17 protein-coding genes and 21 tRNA genes are annotated in these 20883 nt (G+C 29.7%); 34 read left to right on the forward strand and 4 right to left on the reverse strand.

The window, feature by feature from the left end:
* Positions 1–96: 96 nt before the first annotated feature.
* A complete protein-coding gene (locus HCG76_RS17295) occupies positions 97–381 on the reverse strand; it encodes a hypothetical protein (RefSeq protein WP_221701742.1) in 285 nt (94 codons plus the stop codon).
* 314 nt (positions 382–695) lie between these two features.
* On the opposite strand from HCG76_RS17295, the gene HCG76_RS17300 reads away from it, so the two are divergent.
* Complete coding sequence (locus HCG76_RS17300) at positions 696–2189, forward strand: ABC transporter substrate-binding protein (protein ID WP_221701741.1); 1494 nt, start codon at positions 696–698, stop codon at positions 2187–2189.
* 72 nt (positions 2190–2261) lie between these two features.
* On the opposite strand, the gene HCG76_RS17305 is transcribed toward HCG76_RS17300, so the two are convergent.
* On the reverse strand, positions 2262–3920 hold the full coding sequence (locus HCG76_RS17305; RefSeq protein ID WP_260458201.1) for a hypothetical protein: 1659 nt from the start codon (positions 3918–3920) through the stop codon (positions 2262–2264).
* A 124-nt stretch (positions 3921–4044) separates the two neighbouring features.
* Here HCG76_RS17305 and rph point away from each other — a divergent pair, with 124 nt between their 5' ends.
* From rph to HCG76_RS17420, 23 genes are all read left to right on the forward strand, one after another.
* On the forward strand, positions 4045–4788 hold the full coding sequence (gene rph, locus HCG76_RS17310; protein ID WP_221701740.1) for a ribonuclease PH: 744 nt from the start codon (positions 4045–4047) through the stop codon (positions 4786–4788).
* 1 nt (position 4789) lies between these two features.
* Entirely contained in the window at positions 4790–5392 is a 603-nt protein-coding gene (locus HCG76_RS17315; protein WP_221701739.1) for an XTP/dITP diphosphatase, read from the forward strand.
* 343 nt (positions 5393–5735) lie between these two features.
* Positions 5736–6212 carry a YfcE family phosphodiesterase gene (locus HCG76_RS17320; protein ID WP_221701743.1) on the forward strand — a complete coding sequence of 159 codons (477 nt, stop codon included), beginning with the start codon at positions 5736–5738 and terminating at the stop codon, positions 6210–6212.
* Between the two features lie 95 nt (positions 6213–6307).
* A tRNA-Pro gene (locus tag HCG76_RS17325) sits at positions 6308–6383 on the forward strand.
* 60 nt (positions 6384–6443) lie between these two features.
* Positions 6444–6517 (forward strand) — tRNA-Gly (locus tag HCG76_RS17330).
* A 75-nt stretch (positions 6518–6592) separates the two neighbouring features.
* Positions 6593–6669: transfer RNA gene (locus HCG76_RS17335), tRNA-Arg, on the forward strand.
* Positions 6670–6678: 9 nt separating this feature from the next.
* Positions 6679–6754 (forward strand) — tRNA-Pro (locus tag HCG76_RS17340).
* 23 nt (positions 6755–6777) lie between these two features.
* Positions 6778–6851, forward strand: a tRNA-Gly gene (locus HCG76_RS17345).
* Between the two features lie 3 nt (positions 6852–6854).
* Positions 6855–6931: transfer RNA gene (locus HCG76_RS17350), tRNA-Arg, on the forward strand.
* A gap of 4 nt (positions 6932–6935) precedes the next feature.
* Positions 6936–7011: transfer RNA gene (locus HCG76_RS17355), tRNA-His, on the forward strand.
* 3 nt (positions 7012–7014) lie between these two features.
* Positions 7015–7089: transfer RNA gene (locus HCG76_RS17360), tRNA-Gln, on the forward strand.
* A gap of 7 nt (positions 7090–7096) precedes the next feature.
* Positions 7097–7172, forward strand: a tRNA-Lys gene (locus HCG76_RS17365).
* Positions 7173–7176: 4 nt separating this feature from the next.
* A tRNA-Leu gene (locus HCG76_RS17370) sits at positions 7177–7260 on the forward strand.
* Positions 7261–7266: 6 nt separating this feature from the next.
* A tRNA-Gly gene (locus tag HCG76_RS17375) sits at positions 7267–7341 on the forward strand.
* A gap of 5 nt (positions 7342–7346) precedes the next feature.
* Positions 7347–7420 (forward strand) — tRNA-Gly (locus tag HCG76_RS17380).
* A gap of 3 nt (positions 7421–7423) precedes the next feature.
* Positions 7424–7500: transfer RNA gene (locus HCG76_RS17385), tRNA-Arg, on the forward strand.
* A 6-nt stretch (positions 7501–7506) separates the two neighbouring features.
* Positions 7507–7582, forward strand: a tRNA-Lys gene (locus HCG76_RS17390).
* A gap of 9 nt (positions 7583–7591) precedes the next feature.
* Positions 7592–7667: transfer RNA gene (locus tag HCG76_RS17395), tRNA-His, on the forward strand.
* Between the two features lie 3 nt (positions 7668–7670).
* Positions 7671–7745: transfer RNA gene (locus HCG76_RS17400), tRNA-Gln, on the forward strand.
* A 7-nt stretch (positions 7746–7752) separates the two neighbouring features.
* Positions 7753–7828, forward strand: a tRNA-Lys gene (locus HCG76_RS17405).
* A gap of 4 nt (positions 7829–7832) precedes the next feature.
* Positions 7833–7916: transfer RNA gene (locus tag HCG76_RS17410), tRNA-Leu, on the forward strand.
* Positions 7917–7922: 6 nt separating this feature from the next.
* Positions 7923–7997: transfer RNA gene (locus HCG76_RS17415), tRNA-Gly, on the forward strand.
* A gap of 5 nt (positions 7998–8002) precedes the next feature.
* Positions 8003–8076 (forward strand) — tRNA-Gly (locus tag HCG76_RS17420).
* Positions 8077–8106: 30 nt separating this feature from the next.
* Here the strand turns inward: HCG76_RS17420 and HCG76_RS17425 are convergent.
* A complete protein-coding gene (locus tag HCG76_RS17425; RefSeq protein ID WP_221701653.1) occupies positions 8107–8976 on the reverse strand; it encodes an AraC family transcriptional regulator in 870 nt (289 codons plus the stop codon).
* A gap of 185 nt (positions 8977–9161) precedes the next feature.
* Here HCG76_RS17425 and HCG76_RS17430 point away from each other — a divergent pair, with 185 nt between their 5' ends.
* From HCG76_RS17430 to HCG76_RS17475, 10 genes are all read left to right on the forward strand, one after another.
* Positions 9162–10064 carry a carbohydrate ABC transporter permease gene (locus tag HCG76_RS17430; protein WP_221701652.1) on the forward strand — a complete coding sequence of 301 codons (903 nt, stop codon included), beginning with the start codon at positions 9162–9164 and terminating at the stop codon, positions 10062–10064.
* Positions 10065–10076: 12 nt separating this feature from the next.
* Positions 10077–11012 (forward strand): carbohydrate ABC transporter permease, encoded by a 936-nt coding sequence (locus tag HCG76_RS17435; RefSeq protein WP_221701651.1) that lies wholly within the window; start codon positions 10077–10079, stop codon positions 11010–11012.
* Between the two features lie 11 nt (positions 11013–11023).
* Positions 11024–13180, forward strand: a complete 2157-nt coding sequence (gene gnpA / locus HCG76_RS17440) for a 1,3-beta-galactosyl-N-acetylhexosamine phosphorylase (protein ID WP_221701650.1) — start codon at positions 11024–11026, stop codon at positions 13178–13180.
* Positions 13181–13183: 3 nt separating this feature from the next.
* Entirely contained in the window at positions 13184–13342 is a 159-nt protein-coding gene (locus tag HCG76_RS17445) for a DUF6903 family protein (protein WP_221701649.1), read from the forward strand.
* A gap of 38 nt (positions 13343–13380) precedes the next feature.
* Positions 13381–14316, forward strand: a complete 936-nt coding sequence (locus HCG76_RS17450; RefSeq protein ID WP_221701648.1) for a sugar phosphate nucleotidyltransferase — start codon at positions 13381–13383, stop codon at positions 14314–14316.
* Positions 14298–15425, forward strand: a complete 1128-nt coding sequence (locus HCG76_RS17455) for a phosphotransferase enzyme family protein (RefSeq protein WP_221701647.1) — start codon at positions 14298–14300, stop codon at positions 15423–15425. The genes HCG76_RS17450 and HCG76_RS17455 overlap by 19 nt, the downstream gene beginning before the upstream one ends.
* Positions 15426–15436: 11 nt before the next feature.
* Positions 15437–16849 carry a phosphoglucomutase/phosphomannomutase family protein gene (locus HCG76_RS17460; RefSeq protein ID WP_221701646.1) on the forward strand — a complete coding sequence of 471 codons (1413 nt, stop codon included), beginning with the start codon at positions 15437–15439 and terminating at the stop codon, positions 16847–16849.
* A gap of 153 nt (positions 16850–17002) precedes the next feature.
* Positions 17003–18370: a carbohydrate ABC transporter substrate-binding protein gene (locus tag HCG76_RS17465; RefSeq protein WP_221701645.1), complete on the forward strand. Its 1368-nt coding sequence runs from the start codon at positions 17003–17005 to the stop codon at positions 18368–18370.
* Positions 18371–18595: 225 nt separating this feature from the next.
* Positions 18596–19279 (forward strand): glycerophosphodiester phosphodiesterase, encoded by a 684-nt coding sequence (locus tag HCG76_RS17470; protein WP_221701644.1) that lies wholly within the window; start codon positions 18596–18598, stop codon positions 19277–19279.
* 76 nt (positions 19280–19355) lie between these two features.
* Positions 19356–19709, forward strand: a complete 354-nt coding sequence (locus HCG76_RS17475; protein WP_221701643.1) for a single-stranded DNA-binding protein — start codon at positions 19356–19358, stop codon at positions 19707–19709.
* A 493-nt stretch (positions 19710–20202) separates the two neighbouring features.
* On the opposite strand, the gene HCG76_RS17480 is transcribed toward HCG76_RS17475, so the two are convergent.
* A tRNA-Arg gene (locus HCG76_RS17480) sits at positions 20203–20279 on the reverse strand.
* Positions 20280–20883: the final 604 nt, after the last annotated feature.

Genomic DNA, 20883 nt, shown 5'->3' on the forward strand with positions numbered 1-20883 from the left:
CTTGAATATAGGAGTCATACCTTAGCATCATAATTTTTTATTATTTACCCTGTCTACTTGACGGGGGGCAGTTCAAATGATTTGTAGCTGCTTTTTTTACTTTATATTATCATCAAACTTTATAATATTATCTTCTTCATTAGGAATTAAATCTTCCATTAAAAAATCTGTATCAAAAGAAGATTCGTTTTTAGTTGTTGATTTTTCAAGAGATGAAATACTTTTATTTATTTTTTCAAGTAAAAAAGTTTGAATTCTTTGGTTCTTAGCCATTTTAAGAAAGACTATGAAAGACCATATTCCAATAAACATAAGACAAATCATAAAAATAATAGCTACTGATTGGAATATTATTTGAACCACTTGCATTGCAGTTGTCATATTTAAGTACCTCCATAAGTTTATAAAATTAAAACTCATCTTTTTTAGTAGATGAGTACAGGGTATACACTTTCAATTAATATAACTAATAAGTAAATAACTTACACTAACTAAATTTAAAATTTAGATTGTTAGTTAAAATTTAGGTTTTTATGAAAGTTATATTAATAAAATATAAAATTTTAATCTTACTTAAATGATTATATCATAAATTGGAAGCAATGCTATAAAAAATATTAACTATCTATTAAAAGATTAATTCTTAATAATTATGTCTATAATTATAAAAAAGTATGTAGAAAGGAGAAAAAGCTTTGAAAAAGATAATAGTAACCATTTCTATTTCTATTATAACTATAATTATTTTATTAAGTTTTATTGATAGAACACCGCAACAGATTTCAAATAATACTGCAGATATTGTTTACTCTATAAATAGTATACCAACAAATTTAAAATCTATAGGAGATTTAGATAAAAGGCAACAAGATATAGTTTGTGCAACTAGTAAGGGGTTAGTAGAAATTGATGCTGAGGGAAATATACAACCTTCATTGGCAGAAAGTTATGAAGTTAATGAAGAAGGATTAGAATATGTTTTTAAAATAAGAAATGATGCATATTGGAGTGATGGTAATAAGATAACGCCAGATGATATTGTTTCATTTTTTAGGCAGGTAATTACAGAAGATAACGAAATATCTGCATTAATGAATGTTTTTGGAGTAAAAGATTATTTAGAGAGTGATAAAAGCTTTAGCGAGACAGTTGCCATTACTTGTGATGAAAATAGTATTAAAATAAGATTAAATTCAAAGGATGATGGATTTATAGAAGAATTAACAAAACCACAATATAGATTAAGAAAGGATATTTTGTTTTGGGAAGATATTTTTTTGAATTATAAGGATATACCTTACTCAGGAGACTATTGTGTAGATAGTATAAACGAAACAGAGGTTATACTTAGAAGGAGTAGTAATTCTAGTATAGAATTAGCTCAAACAATACATTTAGTTAAGGATGACAGTGAGGATTTAGCGTTAGCAGCTTTTGAGATAGGTAATAGAGATATTATAATTAATCCACCTAAGAGTCAATTAGAGAGGTTAAAAAGCGAGGGTAAGCTAATAGAGTCACCATCAAATCAATCTTTATATCTAGCCTTTAATATCAATAATTCTAGTTTTTCTAATGAAGTAAAAAACGAAATTTATAGATTAGTAAATGAAGCTATAGAAGAATACCAAAATCAAAATAATATATTAGTTGAATTAGCAGAATGTAGTTATTTTAGAGAGGATAAAGAGGATTTAACTAAACTTCAAAGTAGAAATGTTATGGTTAATACTGAAAAAGATATAACTATGCCGTCTAAAGTTGTTTTAGTTGCTAAAGAAAGTCTTGAAAATAAAGATATAACTAGTTATATCTCAAATTGGTTTAAAAATAATACAGATATTACTCTTGTTATTAACTTATTATCAGAACAGGATATGAATTTGATTAGTGAAAAAAATTATTATGATATTGCATTAGTTAATGTTTATGCAAAATTAGATGATGATGAACAATTACTAAATACTATCTCTAGTTTTCTTCCAAAAGAACAAAGAGAAATGATAAATAATTCTAATTCTAGAGCTGAAAAAGAAGAGTTATTTGCAGAAATAGAAGAAGATTTGTTTAACAATTATAGAATATTACCATTATTATTTTATAACAATACAATTGCAGTTGATAGTAGTGTTGAAAATAATATATTAGATGGAAATGGAAATATAGATTTTAAAAGTATAAAGAAATAAAAAAATAATCAAGGATTAAAATATTATTCCTTGATTATTTTTTTATTATACTCAAAAGTATAATAATGTTAATTAGTTTTCATTAATATTTTTATTAGTATCATTAGGTATATCTGAATCTAATAATTTAATTTCATTATTTTTTTCAGTATCTATTGAATCTTCAGGTACAACATCAATTATTTGAACATCAGTATTAATTGGTAATTCTATAAGTTCTTCAATTTCTGCAGTTAAATCCTCAGTAGATTCAACAGTATTATTAGAATTATTATTAATAGTATTTTCAATAGGTACTACTGATTCAGAAATGGAAGGTGTTCTATCCTCTAATAAACCTAATTCATTCATGTATTCATCTTTAAAAAAGTGAATTAGTAGGAAGAAATTTAAAAAGTTTTTATAGCTATCAAATGTATTTTTACTAGTTGAAAATGAATCTTTTCGTTTGTTATAAGTTATATATTTATTAAATATTGGTGCAATGCCTGTATTATCAGGAGTAGGAATATTAGGCATTCTAAAATAAGTTTCATCAACCATATCATTAGATTTTAAAGTAAATCCTCTATATCTTTCATAGTCATCTAAGGTTGGTGCTTCAGGCCAACTTGTTATTAAACCAGAATTAATAATAAATTTCTTATAAATAGTAGATATCATAATTCTATATTCTTTAGAATTATTAATTGTATTTTGATAAAGAATAAAAGCAAGAATATAGAAGGTTATATCAAAGCAGGAGTACTTAATTTCTTTCTTAGAAGAGAGTTTATAAAAAGCACCCTTATCTTCATCATATAATGTATATAATCTGTTTATTATTTCAGTTGTTTTTTCTGAAAATGTTATTATTTTTGTATGTTTATAAGATAAAGTCAAAACTATAGAACATAAAGCAGCTATATCTAATGAGTCAATATAATAGTCTTTTTCATCAAATTTACACATAGCATAATCAGCAAGGTCTATAATTAAATCTTTTAGTTCATCATTAGAGTCATAACTATATAATATATTCAATGGCAATAAAACTTTACATATTTCTTCTAATGAACAATCATAAATTTCATCCTTAAAGTCGCAAAACATTTTTAAAATTTGTGATGAAAACTCTTTATATGAACCAGAATATTCATCATTAGGGTTTTTTATAGAGTATAAGTAATATGCAAGCATCATAAATGCTTGATCGGAAAATTTAAATTTTTTATCTTTGTCAACTAAGTTGAAGTTTTTAGAGTTATTCTCTAATATGTTTTTCTTATCTACAAATACACCTTCTCTATTTCGCAAATTACTAGAGTAAAAATCAAGTTGATCTTTTGATAAATTCTTATAGATTTCATTTATAGAATAAATATTGTTATCTATATTTTCAAAACTTCTATAGTAATCTAGTAACTCTAATAAACATAAAGACATTAATGCATTAGTGCTTGGATTGATTTCTTTTTTGAAACTTTCTTCATCAAATCCGTTTGAATTTTTGCTATGAATAAAGGTTGGAGATGCCTTTCTATACACACATAATAGTGGAGAAAAATTACTATTTGTGGTAATATCAATTGAGGAAGACGATTTATTATACTTTTTTATTTGAGAGACTAAACCGCATCTAGAGTTTAATACAATAGTTTTTACTGCTTCTTTAGATAAATAAAAAAGTTGTCCGTTAATTTCCTTTTCAGAAAGGCTATTCATTCTAAAAAATGGCCCAATATATCTCAAATTCTTCACCTCTTAGATTAATCCTTATATTAATATTATGAGTAGAGGAAGAATTTGTTGCATTATTTTTTTAAAAAGGAGAAATTTATATATATAAGCAATTATTAAAATGGAGGAATTATAAATGAGAAGTGGCGGAAGAAGAAATGACCAAGTTAGAAATGCAAAAATAACTAGAAATTATATAAAACATGCAGAGGGATCAGTTTTAATTGAAGTTGGAGATACTAAAGTAATTTGTACTGCATCAATAGAAGAGAAAGTTCCTCCCTTTTTAAAGGGTTCTGGAGAAGGGTGGATAACAGCAGAATATAATATGCTTCCACGTTCTACAGCAACAAGAAAGCCTAGAGATATATCAAGATTAAAAATTGATGGTAGAACTATGGAGATACAAAGATTAATTGGTAGAGCATTAAGATCAGTAGTGGATTTAAAAGCATTAGGAGAGAAAACTATTTGGATAGATTGTGATGTAATTCAGGCAGATGGAGGAACAAGAACTACTTCTATTTGTGGTGCATTTGTTGCCCTAGTAGATGCTATGAACAAGCTTCACAGACAAAAGCCATTTAAGGTATACCCTATAAGAAAGTTTTTATGCGCAACAAGTGTAGGGATTGTTGGTGAAGAAAAATTACTTGATTTATGTTATGAAGAAGATTCAATTGCAAGGGTTGATATGAATGTTATAGGAACTGATGAAGGAGAATTTGTAGAAATTCAAGGTACTGGTGAAGAAGCACCATTTAATAGAACTGAATTAAATGAGTTATTAGATTTGGCTGAAAAAGGCATAAAACAAATGATTCAATTACAAAAGGATTGTTTAAAAATGGATTCTTTATGGATTGGAACAGGAGAATAATATGAAAAAAATAATTTTAGCTAGTAATAATTTAAAAAAAATTAAAGAAATCAAAGAAATACTTAAAGGATTACCTTATGAAGTTTATTCATTAAAGGATATGAATATAGATATAGAAGTTGAAGAAGATGGTTTAACTTTTGAAGAGAATGCAAAGAAAAAAGCAAAAGAAATACACGAATATCTATTAAATAAAAAAAATAGTGATTTTATAGTTTTATCAGATGATTCAGGTCTAGAGGTAGATTGTTTAAATGGAGCGCCAGGGATATATTCAGCTAGGTATGCTGGAGAACATGGGAATGATTATAATAATAATGTTAAATTATTAGAAGATATGAAGGCTTTTAAAGGCGATGATAGAAGTGCTAGATTTGTTTGTGTAATAGCAGTAGTATTTGAAGATGGTAATGTTAAAACTGTAAGAGGTGAAGTTGAAGGACGTATTATAGAAGAGTTAAAAACAGAAGGCGGATTTGGATATGATCCATTGTTCTTCTATAATGGATTTAATAAAACCTTTGGAGAAGCAACACCAGAAGAAAAAAATGAAATTTCTCATAGAGGAAATGCTCTTAAGAAGCTTAAAGAGATTTTAGGGTAATGAACAGTTGAAATATATTGTGAAGGAAAATAAAAGTTAAGAGCCTAGCGGCTAGTTAAGTTGGTTAATATAGATTACGCTCATTAACCATAGGTAAGTGTTTGCTAACGCAAACGTTAAAGAGTTAAGGAGAAAATTACCTCGTAATTTCTTTGAATATATATTTTAGAAACTTCGTAAGAAGTTTCTTCTTTAACTAGCCGCAAGGCTCTTACCAGTGACGTAGTTAATTTTTAATCTTTTTGAGCTAGCTAAGCGCTGTTCAAAAAACTTAACCAGCCGAAGGCCCTTAACTAAATAAATTGCTTGGCAATTTATCAATAAAGAGAAGGGATTGATTAAGGTGCTTATTGCAGTAATAAGTGATTCTCATGGTAATAAAGCTAGTATAAGTAAAATAAAGAAAAAGATAGGTAACGCTGAAGTACTATTATTTTTAGGTGACGGGGAAAATGATTTAAAGGAGATAACAAAAGATTTCACAGGTGAAGTATATGCTGTTAGAGGAAATTGTGATTTCGAAGGAAAATATCCAGAGGAAAGAGTAATAGAAATTATGGGTAAGAAAATATTTATGTGTCATGGGCATAGATATGGTGTTAAATATAGTTACAACTCTATTTATTATAGAGGAAAAGAAGTTGGAGCAGATATAGTTTTATTTGGTCATTCTCATTTACCTATTATTGAAGAATGTGATGGATTAACGCTGATGAATCCAGGGAGTATTTCTCATGGAATGGGAAGGATAGATAAGACTTTAGGGTATATTGACTTAATTAATAATAAGGCACCTATTATGTATATAAAAGAATTATAAAATAAAATTATAAAAAAATAAAAAAAAGTATTGACGTATTAAAAATCATCATGTAGAATAATCATTGTCGCTGCGAGATGCAGCAGAGTGATTGCCGGGGTGTGGCGCAGATGGGAGCGCGCGTGGTTTGGGACCATGAGGTCGCAGGTTCGATCCCTGTCACCCCGACCAATTTAGTTAAAAAATAACTTGACTTTTTCAAGGAAATTTGGTTAACTAATTAAGGAATATGCGGGTATCGTATATCGGTAATACTCCAGCCTTCCAAGCTGGAAAGGTGGGTTCGATTCCCACTACCCGCTCCAATTAAGTTTTTTGAAAAAAAGACTTGACATAAAAAAAGAAATGTTTTAAAATAAGAAACGTTCTTTGGTATATAAGCGTGTTTAGCTCAGCTGGATAGAGCAACGCCCTTCTAAGGCGTGGGCCAGGAGTTCGAATCTCTTAACACGCACCACTTTTATACCGGGGTGTGGCGCAGATGGGAGCGCGCGTGGTTTGGGACCATGAGGTCGCAGGTTCGATCCCTGTCACCCCGACCAATTTAGTTAAAAACTAAATATTTGCGGGTATCGTATATCGGTAATACTCCAGCCTTCCAAGCTGGAAAGGTGGGTTCGATTCCCACTACCCGCTCCATATGCGTGTTTAGCTCAGCTGGATAGAGCAACGCCCTTCTAAGGCGTGGGCCAGGAGTTCGAATCTCTTAACACGCACCATATGGTGAACGTAGTTCAGTTGGTAGAGCGCCAGTTTGTGGCACTGGTTGTCGTGGGTTCGAGTCCCATCGTTCACCCCATTTAGGGATATCGCCAAGCGGTAAGGCACCACACTTTGACTGTGGTATTCGTAGGTTCGAATCCTGCTATCCCTGCCATTAATTCGGTTTACTAGCTCAGTCGGTAGAGCACTTGACTTTTAATCAAGGTGTCCGGGGTTCGATTCCCCGGTAAGCCACCAAAATGCAGATGTGGCGAAATTGGCAGACGCACTAGACTTAGGATCTAGCGCCTTTGGCGTGGGGGTTCGACTCCCTTCATCTGCACCATTTAATGCGAAAGTGGCTCAATGGTAGAGCGCCACCTTGCCAAGGTGGATGTTGCGGGTTCGAGTCCCGTCTTTCGCTCCAAATATGCGGGTATCGTATATCGGTAATACTCCAGCCTTCCAAGCTGGAAAGGTGGGTTCGATTCCCACTACCCGCTCCATATGCGTGTTTAGCTCAGCTGGATAGAGCAACGCCCTTCTAAGGCGTGGGCCAGGAGTTCGAATCTCTTAACACGCACCATTACATGCATCATTAGCTCAGTTGGTAGAGCACCTGACTCTTAATCAGGGTGTCCCGGGTTCGATCCCCTGATGATGCACCATAAAATGAGGTGAACGTAGTTCAGTTGGTAGAGCGCCAGTTTGTGGCACTGGTTGTCGTGGGTTCGAGTCCCATCGTTCACCCCACTTAGGGATATCGCCAAGCGGTAAGGCACCACACTTTGACTGTGGTATTCGTAGGTTCGAATCCTGCTATCCCTGCCATTAATTCGGTTTACTAGCTCAGTCGGTAGAGCACTTGACTTTTAATCAAGGTGTCCGGGGTTCGATTCCCCGGTAAGCCACCAAAATGCAGATGTGGCGAAATTGGCAGACGCACTAGACTTAGGATCTAGCGCCTTTGGCGTGGGGGTTCGACTCCCTTCATCTGCACCATTTAATGCGAAAGTGGCTCAATGGTAGAGCGCCACCTTGCCAAGGTGGATGTTGCGGGTTCGAGTCCCGTCTTTCGCTCCAAGTATGCGGGTATCGTATATCGGTAATACTCCAGCCTTCCAAGCTGGAAAGGTGGGTTCGATTCCCACTACCCGCTCCAAAAAAAAGACAACCAAATGGTTGTCTTTTTTTATTTTTCTAAATTATATTGTAATTTATATTCTCTTGGAGATAATCCAGTTGATTTTTTAAACATCTGACTAAAATAAGAAGAGTTAGAAAATCCAACAATAGTAGATATATCTCGTATTGAATAATTAGTAGTGCATAAAAGATTTTTAGACTCTTCAATTCTTTTACTAATTAAATAGTTTATAGGGGATATCCCCATTTGCTTACTGAATAAATGAACTAAATGAAATTTATTAACATAGCTTAAATTAGATAAGGTATCCAAGTTTATGTTTTCAGAATAATGGGAGTCAATATAGTTTTTGATTTTAACACATTCTATATTTAGCTTTTCAGGATTATCAGTAATAAAAAGACTTGATTTTGCATTTCTAGATATATAAATCATGAATAAAGTTAATATGCTCTTACAAGCTAATTCATAATTTTTCTCTTTATTTTCTACTTCCTTAACAAGCATGTTTAAATAATATAGTATTATATTTTTGTTATGAGTGAAATTCATTATTTTATAAAGATTAGAAGAACAGGAGCTAATATCAACTTTTGAATCCTTTTTATTAAATAATGCTAAGTTATTAATTCCAAAAACTATATATTCTAGCCGTTCATTAATATTAACAGATGATTTTTCTGTATGTGTACAGTTAGGATTTATAATAACTAAATCACCTTCCTTTATAGAAATAGTAGTATCATCTATTTCCATTAGTCCATTTCCATGAATTATGAAGAAAATTTCTGTGAAGGGGTGGAAATGGCTTGTACTATGCCAATCATTTTCATATTTAGATTTACTTATATAAAGTAGTTCAAAATCAATATTATAGATATTTTTTTCATCAACATTATATCGTGTATTACTCATAAATCACCTCATAGTAGTAGTTTTTCTCAATTATACCATTAAATTGCTAACATTTAAACGTTTAAATTAGGTTATATTGCGAGTTTCGCAATATATATAAAAACATAAGCAATAATTTTGTTGTGTAAAAGATTACACTGAGCTACAATATAAACAAGAAATGTAATAAAAAGGGAGAGGGTTTGATGAGTAAAAAAGGTAAAAATAGTAAATCTAAAAAACTTTTTATAGGGTTATCAGTTATTCCAGCATGTATTTTATTTTTGGTTTTTATGGTAATACCAACATTAAATGTATTTTGGATGTCTATGTTTAAATGGGGAGGTTTGAGTAATAATAAAAAGTTTGTAGGGCTAAATAATTTTATAATTTTATTCAAAGATATGAAATTTATAAAATCATTTCAAAATACTTTATTCTTAATTGTTTTTGTAACTATAGTAACATTGGTACTTGCTATTGCTTTAGCAGCTATATTAATTAGAAAAGATATTAAATTTAATAATTTTTTCAGAATAGTATTTTATTTACCTAATATTCTTTCTGTAGTTGTTATTTCTGCAATATTCTCTGCAATATTAGATCCAAATCAAGGGATTTTGAATGCAACATTAGGGTTTTTTAAATTAGAAACCTGGAAAAGAATGTGGCTAGGGGATGCAAGTACAGTTGTATGGTGTGTCGCTTTTGCTATGATATGGCAAGCAGTTGGATATTATATGGTTATGTATATGTCTGCCATGAGTAGTATACCAGAAAGTTTATACGAAGCAGCTGATTTAGAAGGAGCTTCTAAGTTTAATCAATTCTTCAGTATAACATTACCACTTGTATGGGGAACTATTAGAACAACATTAACATTCTTTATTATAAGTAGTATTAATTTAAGTTTCTTATTTGTAAAAGTAATGACTAGTGGGGGGCCAGATGGTGCTTCATCAGTATTCTTAGAATATATGTACAAGCAGGCTTATGGAAATTCATCTTACGGTTATGGAATGGCTATTGGTGTAATAATATTTATATTCTCATTTGGATTGTCATTAATAATTAACAAGGCAACAAATAGAGATGTAATTGAGTATTAGGAGGTGTTAATTATGCAAAATATTACAGAAAAAAATATAAGTTATGATAAAAAAACTACTAAGAAAAAAGGTAAATCATCTAGAAGTCTAACAAAGATTTTTATATATATTTGTTTAATTCTTTTTACATTAAGCATATTAGTACCTTTGGGATGGTCAATTTTAGCAGCATTTAAGCATAAATCAGAATTCTATGGAAATCCATGGGCATTACCAGAAAGTTTTTATCTTGAAAATTTTAAAAATGCATTTGTAAAATCAAATATGGGTGAATATTTCTTAAATTCAGTTTTTGTAACTGCATTGGCATTAGTATTACTTTTAGTAATAGCTATACCAGCATCATATGTGTTATCTAGATTTGAATTCAAGAGCAAGAAAGTATTAAATACTATATTTGCTGCTGGATTATTTATAAATGTTAACTATATAGTAGTTCCAATATTTCTATTAATTTTAGATGCAGATAAAGCAATAAAACAGATATTTGCACTTCCTTTAGCGCTGACAGTATTACTAGATAATAAAATAGTACTAGCTTTAGTTTATGCTTCAACAGCATTGCCATTTACAATTTATTTATTATCTAATTACTTAAGAACATTGCCAAAAGCTTATGAAGAAGCTGCATATATAGATGGTTGTACTCATCTACAAACATTAATGAAGGTAATAATTCCAATGGCTAAGCCAAGTATAATAACAGTTGTGTTATTCCAATTCTTAGCTTTCTGGAATGAATATATAATTGCATTAACATTACTTCCCAATTCATCAAAAACTTTACCAGTTGGACTGTTAAGTTTAATGCAAGTACAAAAGACAGCAACTGACTATGGTGCAATGTATGCTGGATTAGCAATAGTAATGATTCCAACAATAATTCTTTATATGTTAGTTCAAAAGCAATTAACTGAAGGAATGACAGTTGGTGGTATAAAGGAGTAGGAGGAAAAAATATGAGTAAAGGGCGAGTTACGATACCGACTGATGACAATTTTATTAAGGAGACTTTAGAAATAGCAGAAAAATGGGGAGCTGATGGAATAAGAGATTGCGATGGATTTAAGCTTCCAAAAGAAATAAAAGGGTTAGCAGAGAGAATATATTCAACTTACTTTGTTGCACGTGGAGATAATAAGTGGGCAGAGGCTAATAAGGAAGAATTACAACAAACTTATTTAATGACTAAATATAACTTAGCAACAGAAAATAGTTTAACTATAAAAATAATGGAAGGTTATTTTGCAGAACAAGTACAACCAGATACTTATCATGATATAAAAACTTGGTGGGAAGTAATTGATAGAACTACAGGAGAAGTAGTAGAGGAAAATTTATGGAGTTATAATGAAAAAACTCAAGAAGTATTAATAGAGAATGTTCAAAAATGGCATGAATATACTGTTACATTTTTAGCATATTGCATATGGGATCCGACTCAAATGTATAATCATATCACAAATAATTGGGGGGACAAGCCACATGAAATGCCTTTTGATGCTAGAAAGCCAAAAAGTAATAAATACATTTTTGAAGCTATGCATAATTGGTTAGATGAACATCCAGAATCTAATATAGTTAGGTTTACAACATTTTTCTATCATTTTACATTAGTATTTAATGATTTAGCAAAAGAAAAATTTGTTGATTGGTTTGGATATAGTTCAAGTGTAAGTCCTGAAGCATTAGAAGCATTTAAAGAAGAAAAGGGATATGCATTAAGACCAGAACACATAGTTGACCAAGGTTACTATAATTCTACATTTAGAGTTCCATCTAGAGAATATTTAGATTATATGGATTTCCAACAAAAGTTCGTTGCTGAAAATGTTAAGAAGCTTGTAGATATAGTACATGCTAATGGAAGAGAAGCAATGATGTTTTTAGGAGATAACTGGATTGGTACAGAACCATATGGTAAGTATTTTGAAAGTACAGGAATAGATGGAGTTGTTGGATCAGTAGGTGGAGGAGCAACACTTAGAATGATATCAGATATTCCTGGTGTTAAATATACTGAAGGAAGATTTTTACCATATTTCTTCCCAGATACTTTCTATGAGGGAAATGATCCAACTATAGAAGCGAAGGAAAACTGGATAACAGCAAGAAGAGCTTTAATGAGAAAACCTGTAGATAGAATAGGTTATGGTGGATATTTATCTTTAGCATATAAATTCCCAAAATTTGTTGAGTGCATAGAAGATATATGTAATGAATTTAGAGATATATATGATAATGTTAATGGAAATAAGCCTTATTGTGGATTAAGGGTTGCTGTATTAAATTGTTGGGGAAAACTTAGAACTTGGCAAACACATATGGTTGCACATGCACTTTGGTATAAACAAATATACACTTATTTAGGTATTATAGAAAGTTTAAGTGGAATGAGCTTTGATGTTGAATTTATAAGCTTTGATGATATTAAGGAAAATGGAGTACCTAAAGATATAGATGTAATAATAAATGCTGGTGACGCTGGTACTGCATTTAGTGGTGGAGAAAAATGGTTAGATAAAGAGATAATAACTACACTAAGAGAATGGATATATAACGGTGGTGGATTTGTTGGAGTAGGAGAACCATCTGCAGTATTAGAAGGTGGACACTTCTTCCAATTAGCAGAAGCTTTAGGCGTTGATAAGGAATTAGGATTCTCATTAAGCACAGATAAATATTTTAAAACTCAATTAGATAATCACTTTATAACTGAAGATGTTGTTAGTGAAATAGATTTTGGAGAAGGCCAAAAAAATATATATGCTAAGAGCAAAGATACAGAAATTATATGTTATAGAGATGGTGATATATTAATGTCATCAAATGATTACGGAAAGGGAAGAGCTGTTTATATAGCAGGATTACCATATTCAATACAAAATACTAGAATACTTATGAGAAGTTGTTTCTATGCAGCTAATAAAGAGTCTGAAATGAAAAAATGGTATGCAGATAATTTAAACTGTGAAGTATCGGCGTATTTAGAAAGTAATAAGTATGCAGTAATAAATAATTCACATGAGGAACAGGTTACATTTGTTTATGATGGTGATGGAAATAAAACAAAGTTTGAACTAAAACCAGGTGAAATAATATGGAGGAAAATTTGATAGATGGTTAAAAAGATAATTTATATTTTAGTGTTTTTAGTATCTATAATATTAGTAATTAAAGGAAATTCAGTTAATGGATATAATGGACTATTAATGATGCTTTTGGGATTATCAGGATTATTAGGAGAATTATATTCATATAACAAAAAATATCAATAATATGAATCCAAAAAATGTAATAAAAGGGGAGAAAAGATATGAAACCAATATTAGTAATAATGGCAGCTGGATTAGGAAGTAGATATGGTGGGTTAAAACAAATAGATAAAATAGGACCAAATGGTGAAATACTATTAGAATTAGCTGTTCATGATGCAATAAAAGCTGGATTTGAAAAGGTGGTATTTATATTAAGAGAAGAAATTGAGGAAGAGTTTAAAGAGTTAATAGGAAATAGATTAGAACAATATGTTGAAGTTAGATATGCTATTCAAAGATTAGAAAACTTACCAGAAGGATATAGTATACCAGATGGAAGAACAAAACCATGGGGTACAGGACAAGCTATATTATGTGCAAAGGATCAAGTTGATGGACCATTTGCTGCAATAAATGCAGATGATTTTTATGGACAAGCAGCTTTTAAAGAAATATATAATTTTTTATCTAATAATGTAAGTGAAACTATGTATGGTATGGTTGGTTATAGATTATGTAATACACTTTCTGAAAATGGCCATGTTGCAAGAGGAGTTTGTAGTGTAAAAGATGGATATTTAGAAGAAGTTATTGAAAGAACTAAAATAGTAAAAAAAGGAGAGTCTGCTTTTTATACTGAAAATGAGGTTGATTGGATAGAGTTAGACTATAACTCAACAGTATCAATGAACATGTGGGCATTTGATAATAATTTATTTGAATATTTAGAAGAAGGATTTAAAGGTTTCTTAGACACAGAGGCTAAAGAAAATCCACTTAAGTCTGAATATTTTATACCATCAGTTGTTAGTTCTTTATTAAGTGATAACAAAATAAAGGTTGAAGTAATGCAATCTACAGATAAATGGTATGGAGTAACATATCAAGAGGATAAGTATATTGTTAGAGCTGCAATTGAAGAAATGATTAAACAAGGAGTTTATAATAAGAATATATGGGAGGAGATTAACCCAAAATGCATGAAAAGTCTTTAGAAATAGCTGTAGAAGCTCTTAAGTCAATGAAGTTTGATGGCGATGTTATAAATGTAAAAAGTTTTGGAAGTGGAATTATAAATGATACATTTCTTGTTACATGCAAAAATAACAAAGGAAATGAAAATAAATATATATTACAAAAAATAAATAGTTCAATTTTTAAAAATGTTGAAAAATTAATGGAAAATTACTGTGGAGTATGTGACTACCTTAAGAAGATAGTAAGTGAAAATGGTGGAGATGTAGAAAGAGAGACTATTACTGTAGTTCCAACTAATTCTGGAAAGAGCTATTTAAAGGATTCATTAGATAACTATTGGAGAGCGATTAAGTTTATTTCTGATACAGTAACTTATGATGTTGCAGAATCAGCTGAAGATTTTTATAAGGTTGGAAAAGCTTTTGGAGAATTTCAAAATAAGTTAGCTGGTTATAATGCAGAGAATTTATATGAATCAATTCCTAATTTTCACAATACTAAGGAGAGATTTAAGACATTTTTATTAGCTATAGAAAACAATAAGGCTAGAAGATTGGAATCAGTAAGATCTGAAGTTGATTTCATTTTAGAAAGAGAGAAAGACACATCTATTTTACTGGATTTGTATGAAAATGGTGAGTTACCTTTAAGGGTAACTCACAATGATACAAAGATCAGTAATATACTTATGGATGCTAATACTAAAAATGGAATTTGTATTATTGATTTAGATACTATAATGCCAGGACTTTCATTATATGATTTTGGTGATGCAATAAGAAGTGGTGCAACTCATGCATTGGAAGATGAGAAAGACTTAGATAAAGTATATGTTGATTTAGAGTTCTTTGAAGCTTTTACAAAGGGATTTTTAGAAGGAACTAATTCTTCACTTACGGAAAAAGAAATTGAAATGCTTCCAATGGGAGCTAAAGTAATTACTTTAGAACAAGCTATAAGATTTTTAACTGATTATTTAGATGGAGATGTATATTATAAGACAAGTTATAGTAATCAAAATTTAGATAGAACTAGAACACAACTAAAGCTTGTTAAGGATATAGAAGAAAAATGGAATGAACTAAACAATATAGTAAATAAGTATGTTAGCAATAGTATGGTATAGGAGGAGTTTATATGATTAAATTTGGTACTGGTGGATTTAGAGCAATTATAGGAGAAGATTTCACAAAAAATAATGTACAACAATTAGCGAGAGCTGTTGCTAGAAAAATGAAGGATGAAAATGTTGAAAATAAAACTATAGTAGTTGGATATGATAGAAGATTTTTATCAAAAGAAGCTACAATGTGGATATCAGAAGTATTAGCTTATGAAGGAATTAAAGTTTTATTTATTCATAGAGGTGTTCCAACTCCATTAATAATGTTTGAGGTTAAAAAATTAAATTTAGAATATGGTATGGCTATAACTGCAAGTCATAATCCAGCTCTTTATAATGGGGTTAAATTATTTACTAAGGGTGGAAAAGATGCAGATGAAGTAGTTACTAATGATGTTGAAAAATATATTGCTAAATTTGAAGATGAAGAAATAAAATCAATAGATTTTGATGAGGCAGTAGCAAAAGGATTAATAAAATATGATAATCCTTTTAATGAATATATTGACTGTATTTTATCACAAATAAATGTTGAAGCTATTAGAAATGCTCACTTAAGGGTTGTATTAGATCCAATGTATGGTGTAAGCCAAACATCTCTTAGAACTATACTTGCAACTTCAAGATGTGAATTAGATGTAATTAATGAAAGACATGATACTTTATTTGGTGGTAAACTACCTACTCCAAATGCAGCTAATTTAAGATCTCTACAAAACTATGTAATTGATAGAAAGTATGATATTGGTATAGCTACTGATGGTGATGCTGATAGATTAGGCGTTATAGATAATAATGGAAGATTTTTGCATCCAAATGATATTTTAGTATTACTATACTATTACTTATTAAAGTATAAAGGTTGGTCAGGTCCTGTAGTTAGAAATATAGCTACAACTGAACTATTAGATAGAGTTGCTAAAAGTTTTGGAGAAGAATGCTATGAAGTTCCTGTTGGATTTAAGCATATATCTGGTAAGATGATAGAAACTGATGCAATAATAGGAGGGGAATCAAGCGGAGGGCTTACTGTAAAAGGTCATATTCAAGGTAAAGATGGTGTTTATGCTGCATCTCTTTTAGTAGAAATGATAGCTGTTACTGGTAAGTCATTATCAGAAATATATGAAGATATTTGTAATGAATATGGTAAGTTATATATGACTGAAAGAGACTATAAGATGAGCCAAAAGAGAAAAGAAGAATTAATTGATCAATTAATGGTTAAGAGAGAAGGAATTGCTTTTAACTATGATATAGATAGAGTTTCTTATGATGATGGATATAAGGTTTACTTCAAAAATGGAGGTTGGGTTATAGTTCGTTTCTCAGGTACTGAACCAGTATTAAGAGTATTTGCTGAGATGGATAAATTAGAAAAGGCTGAAGAGATAGCTAAGGTTGTTGAAGCAACATTAGGATTATAAAATTAATATAAATTGCTATTATAGCAATATAACTAAAAAAAAAAACAAAAAAACTATTGATAGAACGTTTACATTAATGTAAAATTTAGGTATAGAAGTTAGGTATAAAAGTAAAAGTAAAAGGTTAAAGCTAAAAGCTAGGGGGAGAATTTTATGAGATTTAAAAAAGTATCATTAATTTTAAGTGCTCTGATTGCAACAACACTATTTGCTGGATGTGGTAATTCAGCTAAACCGGAAGAGGACAAGACAACAGCTTCAGAGGTTAAAGCAGAAGAAACAGTATTAAAAATTGCAGCTCTTAATGGAGGACGTGGTGTAGAACATTGGAATAAGTTAATAGAAAACTTCGAAAGTACACATGAAGGAGTTAAAATTGAATTAACTGCTGAATCTAATTTAGAAGAAGTAATAAGACCACAAATTCAAGGTGGTAATATTCCAGATTTAATATATTTAGCAACTGGTAGACCAGAAGCGCTAACAGAAACATTTATAAATGAACAAGCTTTACATGACTTAAGCAATGTTATGGAAATGACTGTTCCAGGTGAAAGTGTAAAAGTAAAAGATAAAATATTAGATGGATTCTTAGATACATCATCTACAGCTCCATATGGAGATGGTAAGACATATTTAGCTCCATTATTCTATAGTCCAACAGGATTATTCTATAATAAAGGATTATTTGAAGAGAAGGGATATGATGTTCCAAAAACTTGGGATGAATTCTTTGCTCTAGGTGATAAAGCTAAAGCTGATGGAATATCTTTATTTGCATATCCAACAGCAGGATATTTTGATTCTGCTATGCCAGCAATGTTAGCAGCAGCAGGCGGAATTGATTGTTTTAATAAAGCTATGAATTTTGAAGAAGGATTCTGGACTTCAGATGAAGCTACTAAAGTTTTAGAAACATTCGCTAAGCTTAAAGATTACACAGAACCATCAGTTGTAGCAAATGCTAATGGAGATAACTATAAAAAGAATCAACAATTAGTTTTAGATAACAAAGCTCTATTTATAAATAATGGAGATTGGTTACCAGGTGAAATGGCAGATGCACCAAGAGCAGATGGGTTTGAATGGGGATTCACAGCATATCCAGCATATGAAGATGGTGGAGATATGTATTCTTATAACTTCTTTGAACAAATGTATATTCCTGCAGAAGCTTCTAATATAGAATTAGCAGAAGAATTTATGGCTTACCTTTATAGTGATGAAGCTGTAGAAATAATTGCTGAATTAGGAAAATCAGTTGTTCCTGTAGAAGGTTCTATAGAAATTGCTAGTAAATATTTAGACGAATTACAAGTTGAAATTTTAAGCGTTTATGAAAATGGTGCAAAACCAGTTATGGGTGGATTTGCAGCTACAGAGCCAGTTGAAGGATTAGTATGGAATGATTCATATGTATTAATAATTGACTCAATCATGAATGGAACTAAAACTGTTGAAGATTGGCAAAATGCATTAACAAGTGCATCTGATCAATTAAGAGCAGCTATAATTAAATAGTACAATAGAGAGGTGTTTTTATTAAAACGCCTCTTTTTTTTATTTTAATGTGTATTTTTATGGTTATAAGTATTAATAATATATTTAAATGAAAATTTAAGTATTTTTTAGAAAGAAGAATGAGATATGAAAGCTGTGCATAATATTCTAAAAGTCTGTTTATTAATGTTAATTGTAATATTTAATGTTAGTGTAAATACATATGGGGAGGAAAATAAGGTAAAGTTGATAGGGCATAGAGGTGCTAGTGCATTAGAGCCTGAAAATACTATACCTTCTTTTAATAAAGCTGCTAATGTAGGGGCTTGGGGAATTGAAGCAGACATATACGTATTAAGAGATGGTAATATTGCTGTATTTCATGATGCTGATGTTGAAAGAATGACAAATGGTATAGGTGAAATTAAAGATATGAATTTGATAGAAGTAAAATCACTTAAAATAGATAATGGTAATAATATTAAAAGTTATACTAATTTAAAAATACCAACTTTAGATGAATATTTAAATTGCTGTGTTGTTAATAAGTTAGTACCAGTAATTGAATTTAAAGAAGTTACTGTTGAAAGTGTTAAAGGTATTATTGATAAAATAAAACAGTATAATCTTGAAGATAATACTATAATAATATCAACTTCATATGAATGGATAAAATATATTAGAGAATATAGTGATAAAATTCATTTTCAATATTTAAGTGATATAACTATAGAAAATATTAATTTATTAAAGCAATATGGTAACTATGGAATAGATATTAAATTAGATAATATAACTAAAGCTAAAGTAGATTTAGCACATTTAAATGGTGCAAAGGTAAATGTATGGACTGTGAATAGTACAAGGGATATAAAGAATTTAATTGATATGGGAGTAGATATGATTACTAGTGACTTAGGATTTAAATAAAAAAATATATTTTATATGTATAAGAAAATAAATTCTTGTCAAGAATTAAAATAGTTAATTCTTGGAGGTGTAGAATATGAATAAAGTTACTTTAGTAGGTAATGTAGTGAATGATTTAGAATTAAAGAATTATAAAAACAGTGAAAAAGAAGGAAAGTATGTTAAATTCACCTTAGCAGTAAATGAATATAACGTTAAGAAAAATGAAAGAATAGCAACTTTTATTGAAGTAGTAGCATTTGATAGTAAAGCAGTTGTATTAGCCAATAATGTTGGTAAAGGAACTAAGCTAGCTGTTGAAGGAAAAATTAGAACTGGAAGTTATTTAAATGGCAATGGAGAAAAGAAATATAATGTAGATATTGCCTTAACCAATTTTACATTTATAGATAGTAAGAAAAAGATTGTTGATGAAGAATTAGCATTTTAAAAGACATATATATTTGAAAGTAAATTTATTTTCATTATTAGATATAACTCATTTATACTATTGAAATAGTATAAATGAGTTATTTTTCTTATAATCAATTTTAATATAAAAAGAAACCATTAATAAATAAAGATTTGAAAAATGGCTTAAAGGTTACTTATGCTTTAATAGCTATTATATTTAGTATTAATTTTGTTAATCCAATTTTAGCAAAAGAGATATCGTTATTGTTTATTTTTAGAAGCAAAAGGTGAAGTGGGTATAGCATCTAAATAGGGGGAATGGCTATAATCACATTAAAAAATGATGCTTACTATGGGTTATACTTCAATGAAGTTAAAACCAACTTACTTTGGATATATTACTTAAATAAATAAGGTTTATGAAGAAATTATAAATCACAAAGGAATTAATTTAGCTATAAAAAATAAGGATTTTAGATAAATAATAAAAATAGACTACCTTACTAAGTTTAGTAAGATAGTCTATTAAATGGTGTACCTAAAGGGATTCGAACCCCCGACGCCTGGATTCGAAGTCCAGCACTCTATCCAACTGAGCTATAGGTACAAAACGCATATAAACTATTATAATATTAAAAAAAAGAAATTACTAGGCAGTGTTATAGTACTTTTCTATGCTTAATTTAATATTTTAGAATTTCTAACACTCATTTATTGAAATAATTATAGGAAATATAAGACAAAGAATTAATTTATATAATGATCATATATAAACATTAAAATTGTTTATTGATATTAATATATATAGACAATATATAACCTATAATAATAAAAAATTACATAAAAACTTAAAAAATAGGCAAAGAACACCATACTCTTTACCAAGCGTATCAATAATAGAAAAAAAGAGAAAAATATCGTAAAATAGAAGAAAATAATGAATAATTTTGATTAATGATAATTATAATATATTTAAAGAGTAAATGCTGTGATAAAATAGTCATTGTCCTTGAGGGAAACAGTTAATAACTGAAACAAGTTAAAACAACTTGAAAAAAGTTTTGAAAAAATGTTGACACGAAAGAGACAAAGTGATAAGATAAGGAAGTCGCTTCGGTGCGACACAATAAATGATCTTTGAAAATTGAACAGAATATAGTTAAAGTAAACCAGCAATTCTTTTGAGAGTCTTAAAACAAGACTCAAAGTAA

The sequence above is a fragment of the Clostridium sp. K13 genome (assembly GCF_019734195.1).
In the GTDB taxonomy this organism is placed as follows: Bacteria; Bacillota; Clostridia; order Clostridiales; family Clostridiaceae; genus Clostridium.

Excerpts from the sequence above, each read along its gene's own strand:
- HCG76_RS17425 (WP_221701653.1), bottom strand. The coding sequence starts at position 8,976 with ATGAGTAATACACGATATAATGTTGATGAAAAAAATATCTATAATATT.
- HCG76_RS17430 (WP_221701652.1), top strand. The coding sequence starts at position 9,162 with ATGAGTAAAAAAGGTAAAAATAGTAAATCTAAAAAACTTTTTATAGGG.
- HCG76_RS17435 (WP_221701651.1), top strand. The coding sequence starts at position 10,077 with ATGCAAAATATTACAGAAAAAAATATAAGTTATGATAAAAAAACTACT.
- gnpA (WP_221701650.1), top strand. The coding sequence starts at position 11,024 with ATGAGTAAAGGGCGAGTTACGATACCGACTGATGACAATTTTATTAAG.
- HCG76_RS17475 (WP_221701643.1), top strand. The coding sequence starts at position 19,356 with ATGAATAAAGTTACTTTAGTAGGTAATGTAGTGAATGATTTAGAATTA.
- HCG76_RS17465 (WP_221701645.1), top strand. The coding sequence starts at position 17,003 with ATGAGATTTAAAAAAGTATCATTAATTTTAAGTGCTCTGATTGCAACA.
- HCG76_RS17455 (WP_221701647.1), top strand. The coding sequence starts at position 14,298 with ATGCATGAAAAGTCTTTAGAAATAGCTGTAGAAGCTCTTAAGTCAATG.
- HCG76_RS17445 (WP_221701649.1), top strand. The coding sequence starts at position 13,184 with ATGGTTAAAAAGATAATTTATATTTTAGTGTTTTTAGTATCTATAATA.
- HCG76_RS17450 (WP_221701648.1), top strand. The coding sequence starts at position 13,381 with ATGAAACCAATATTAGTAATAATGGCAGCTGGATTAGGAAGTAGATAT.
- HCG76_RS17315 (WP_221701739.1), top strand. The coding sequence starts at position 4,790 with ATGAAAAAAATAATTTTAGCTAGTAATAATTTAAAAAAAATTAAAGAA.
- HCG76_RS17460 (WP_221701646.1), top strand. The coding sequence starts at position 15,437 with ATGATTAAATTTGGTACTGGTGGATTTAGAGCAATTATAGGAGAAGAT.
- HCG76_RS17295 (WP_221701742.1), bottom strand. The coding sequence starts at position 381 with ATGACAACTGCAATGCAAGTGGTTCAAATAATATTCCAATCAGTAGCT.
- rph (WP_221701740.1), top strand. The coding sequence starts at position 4,045 with ATGAGAAGTGGCGGAAGAAGAAATGACCAAGTTAGAAATGCAAAAATA.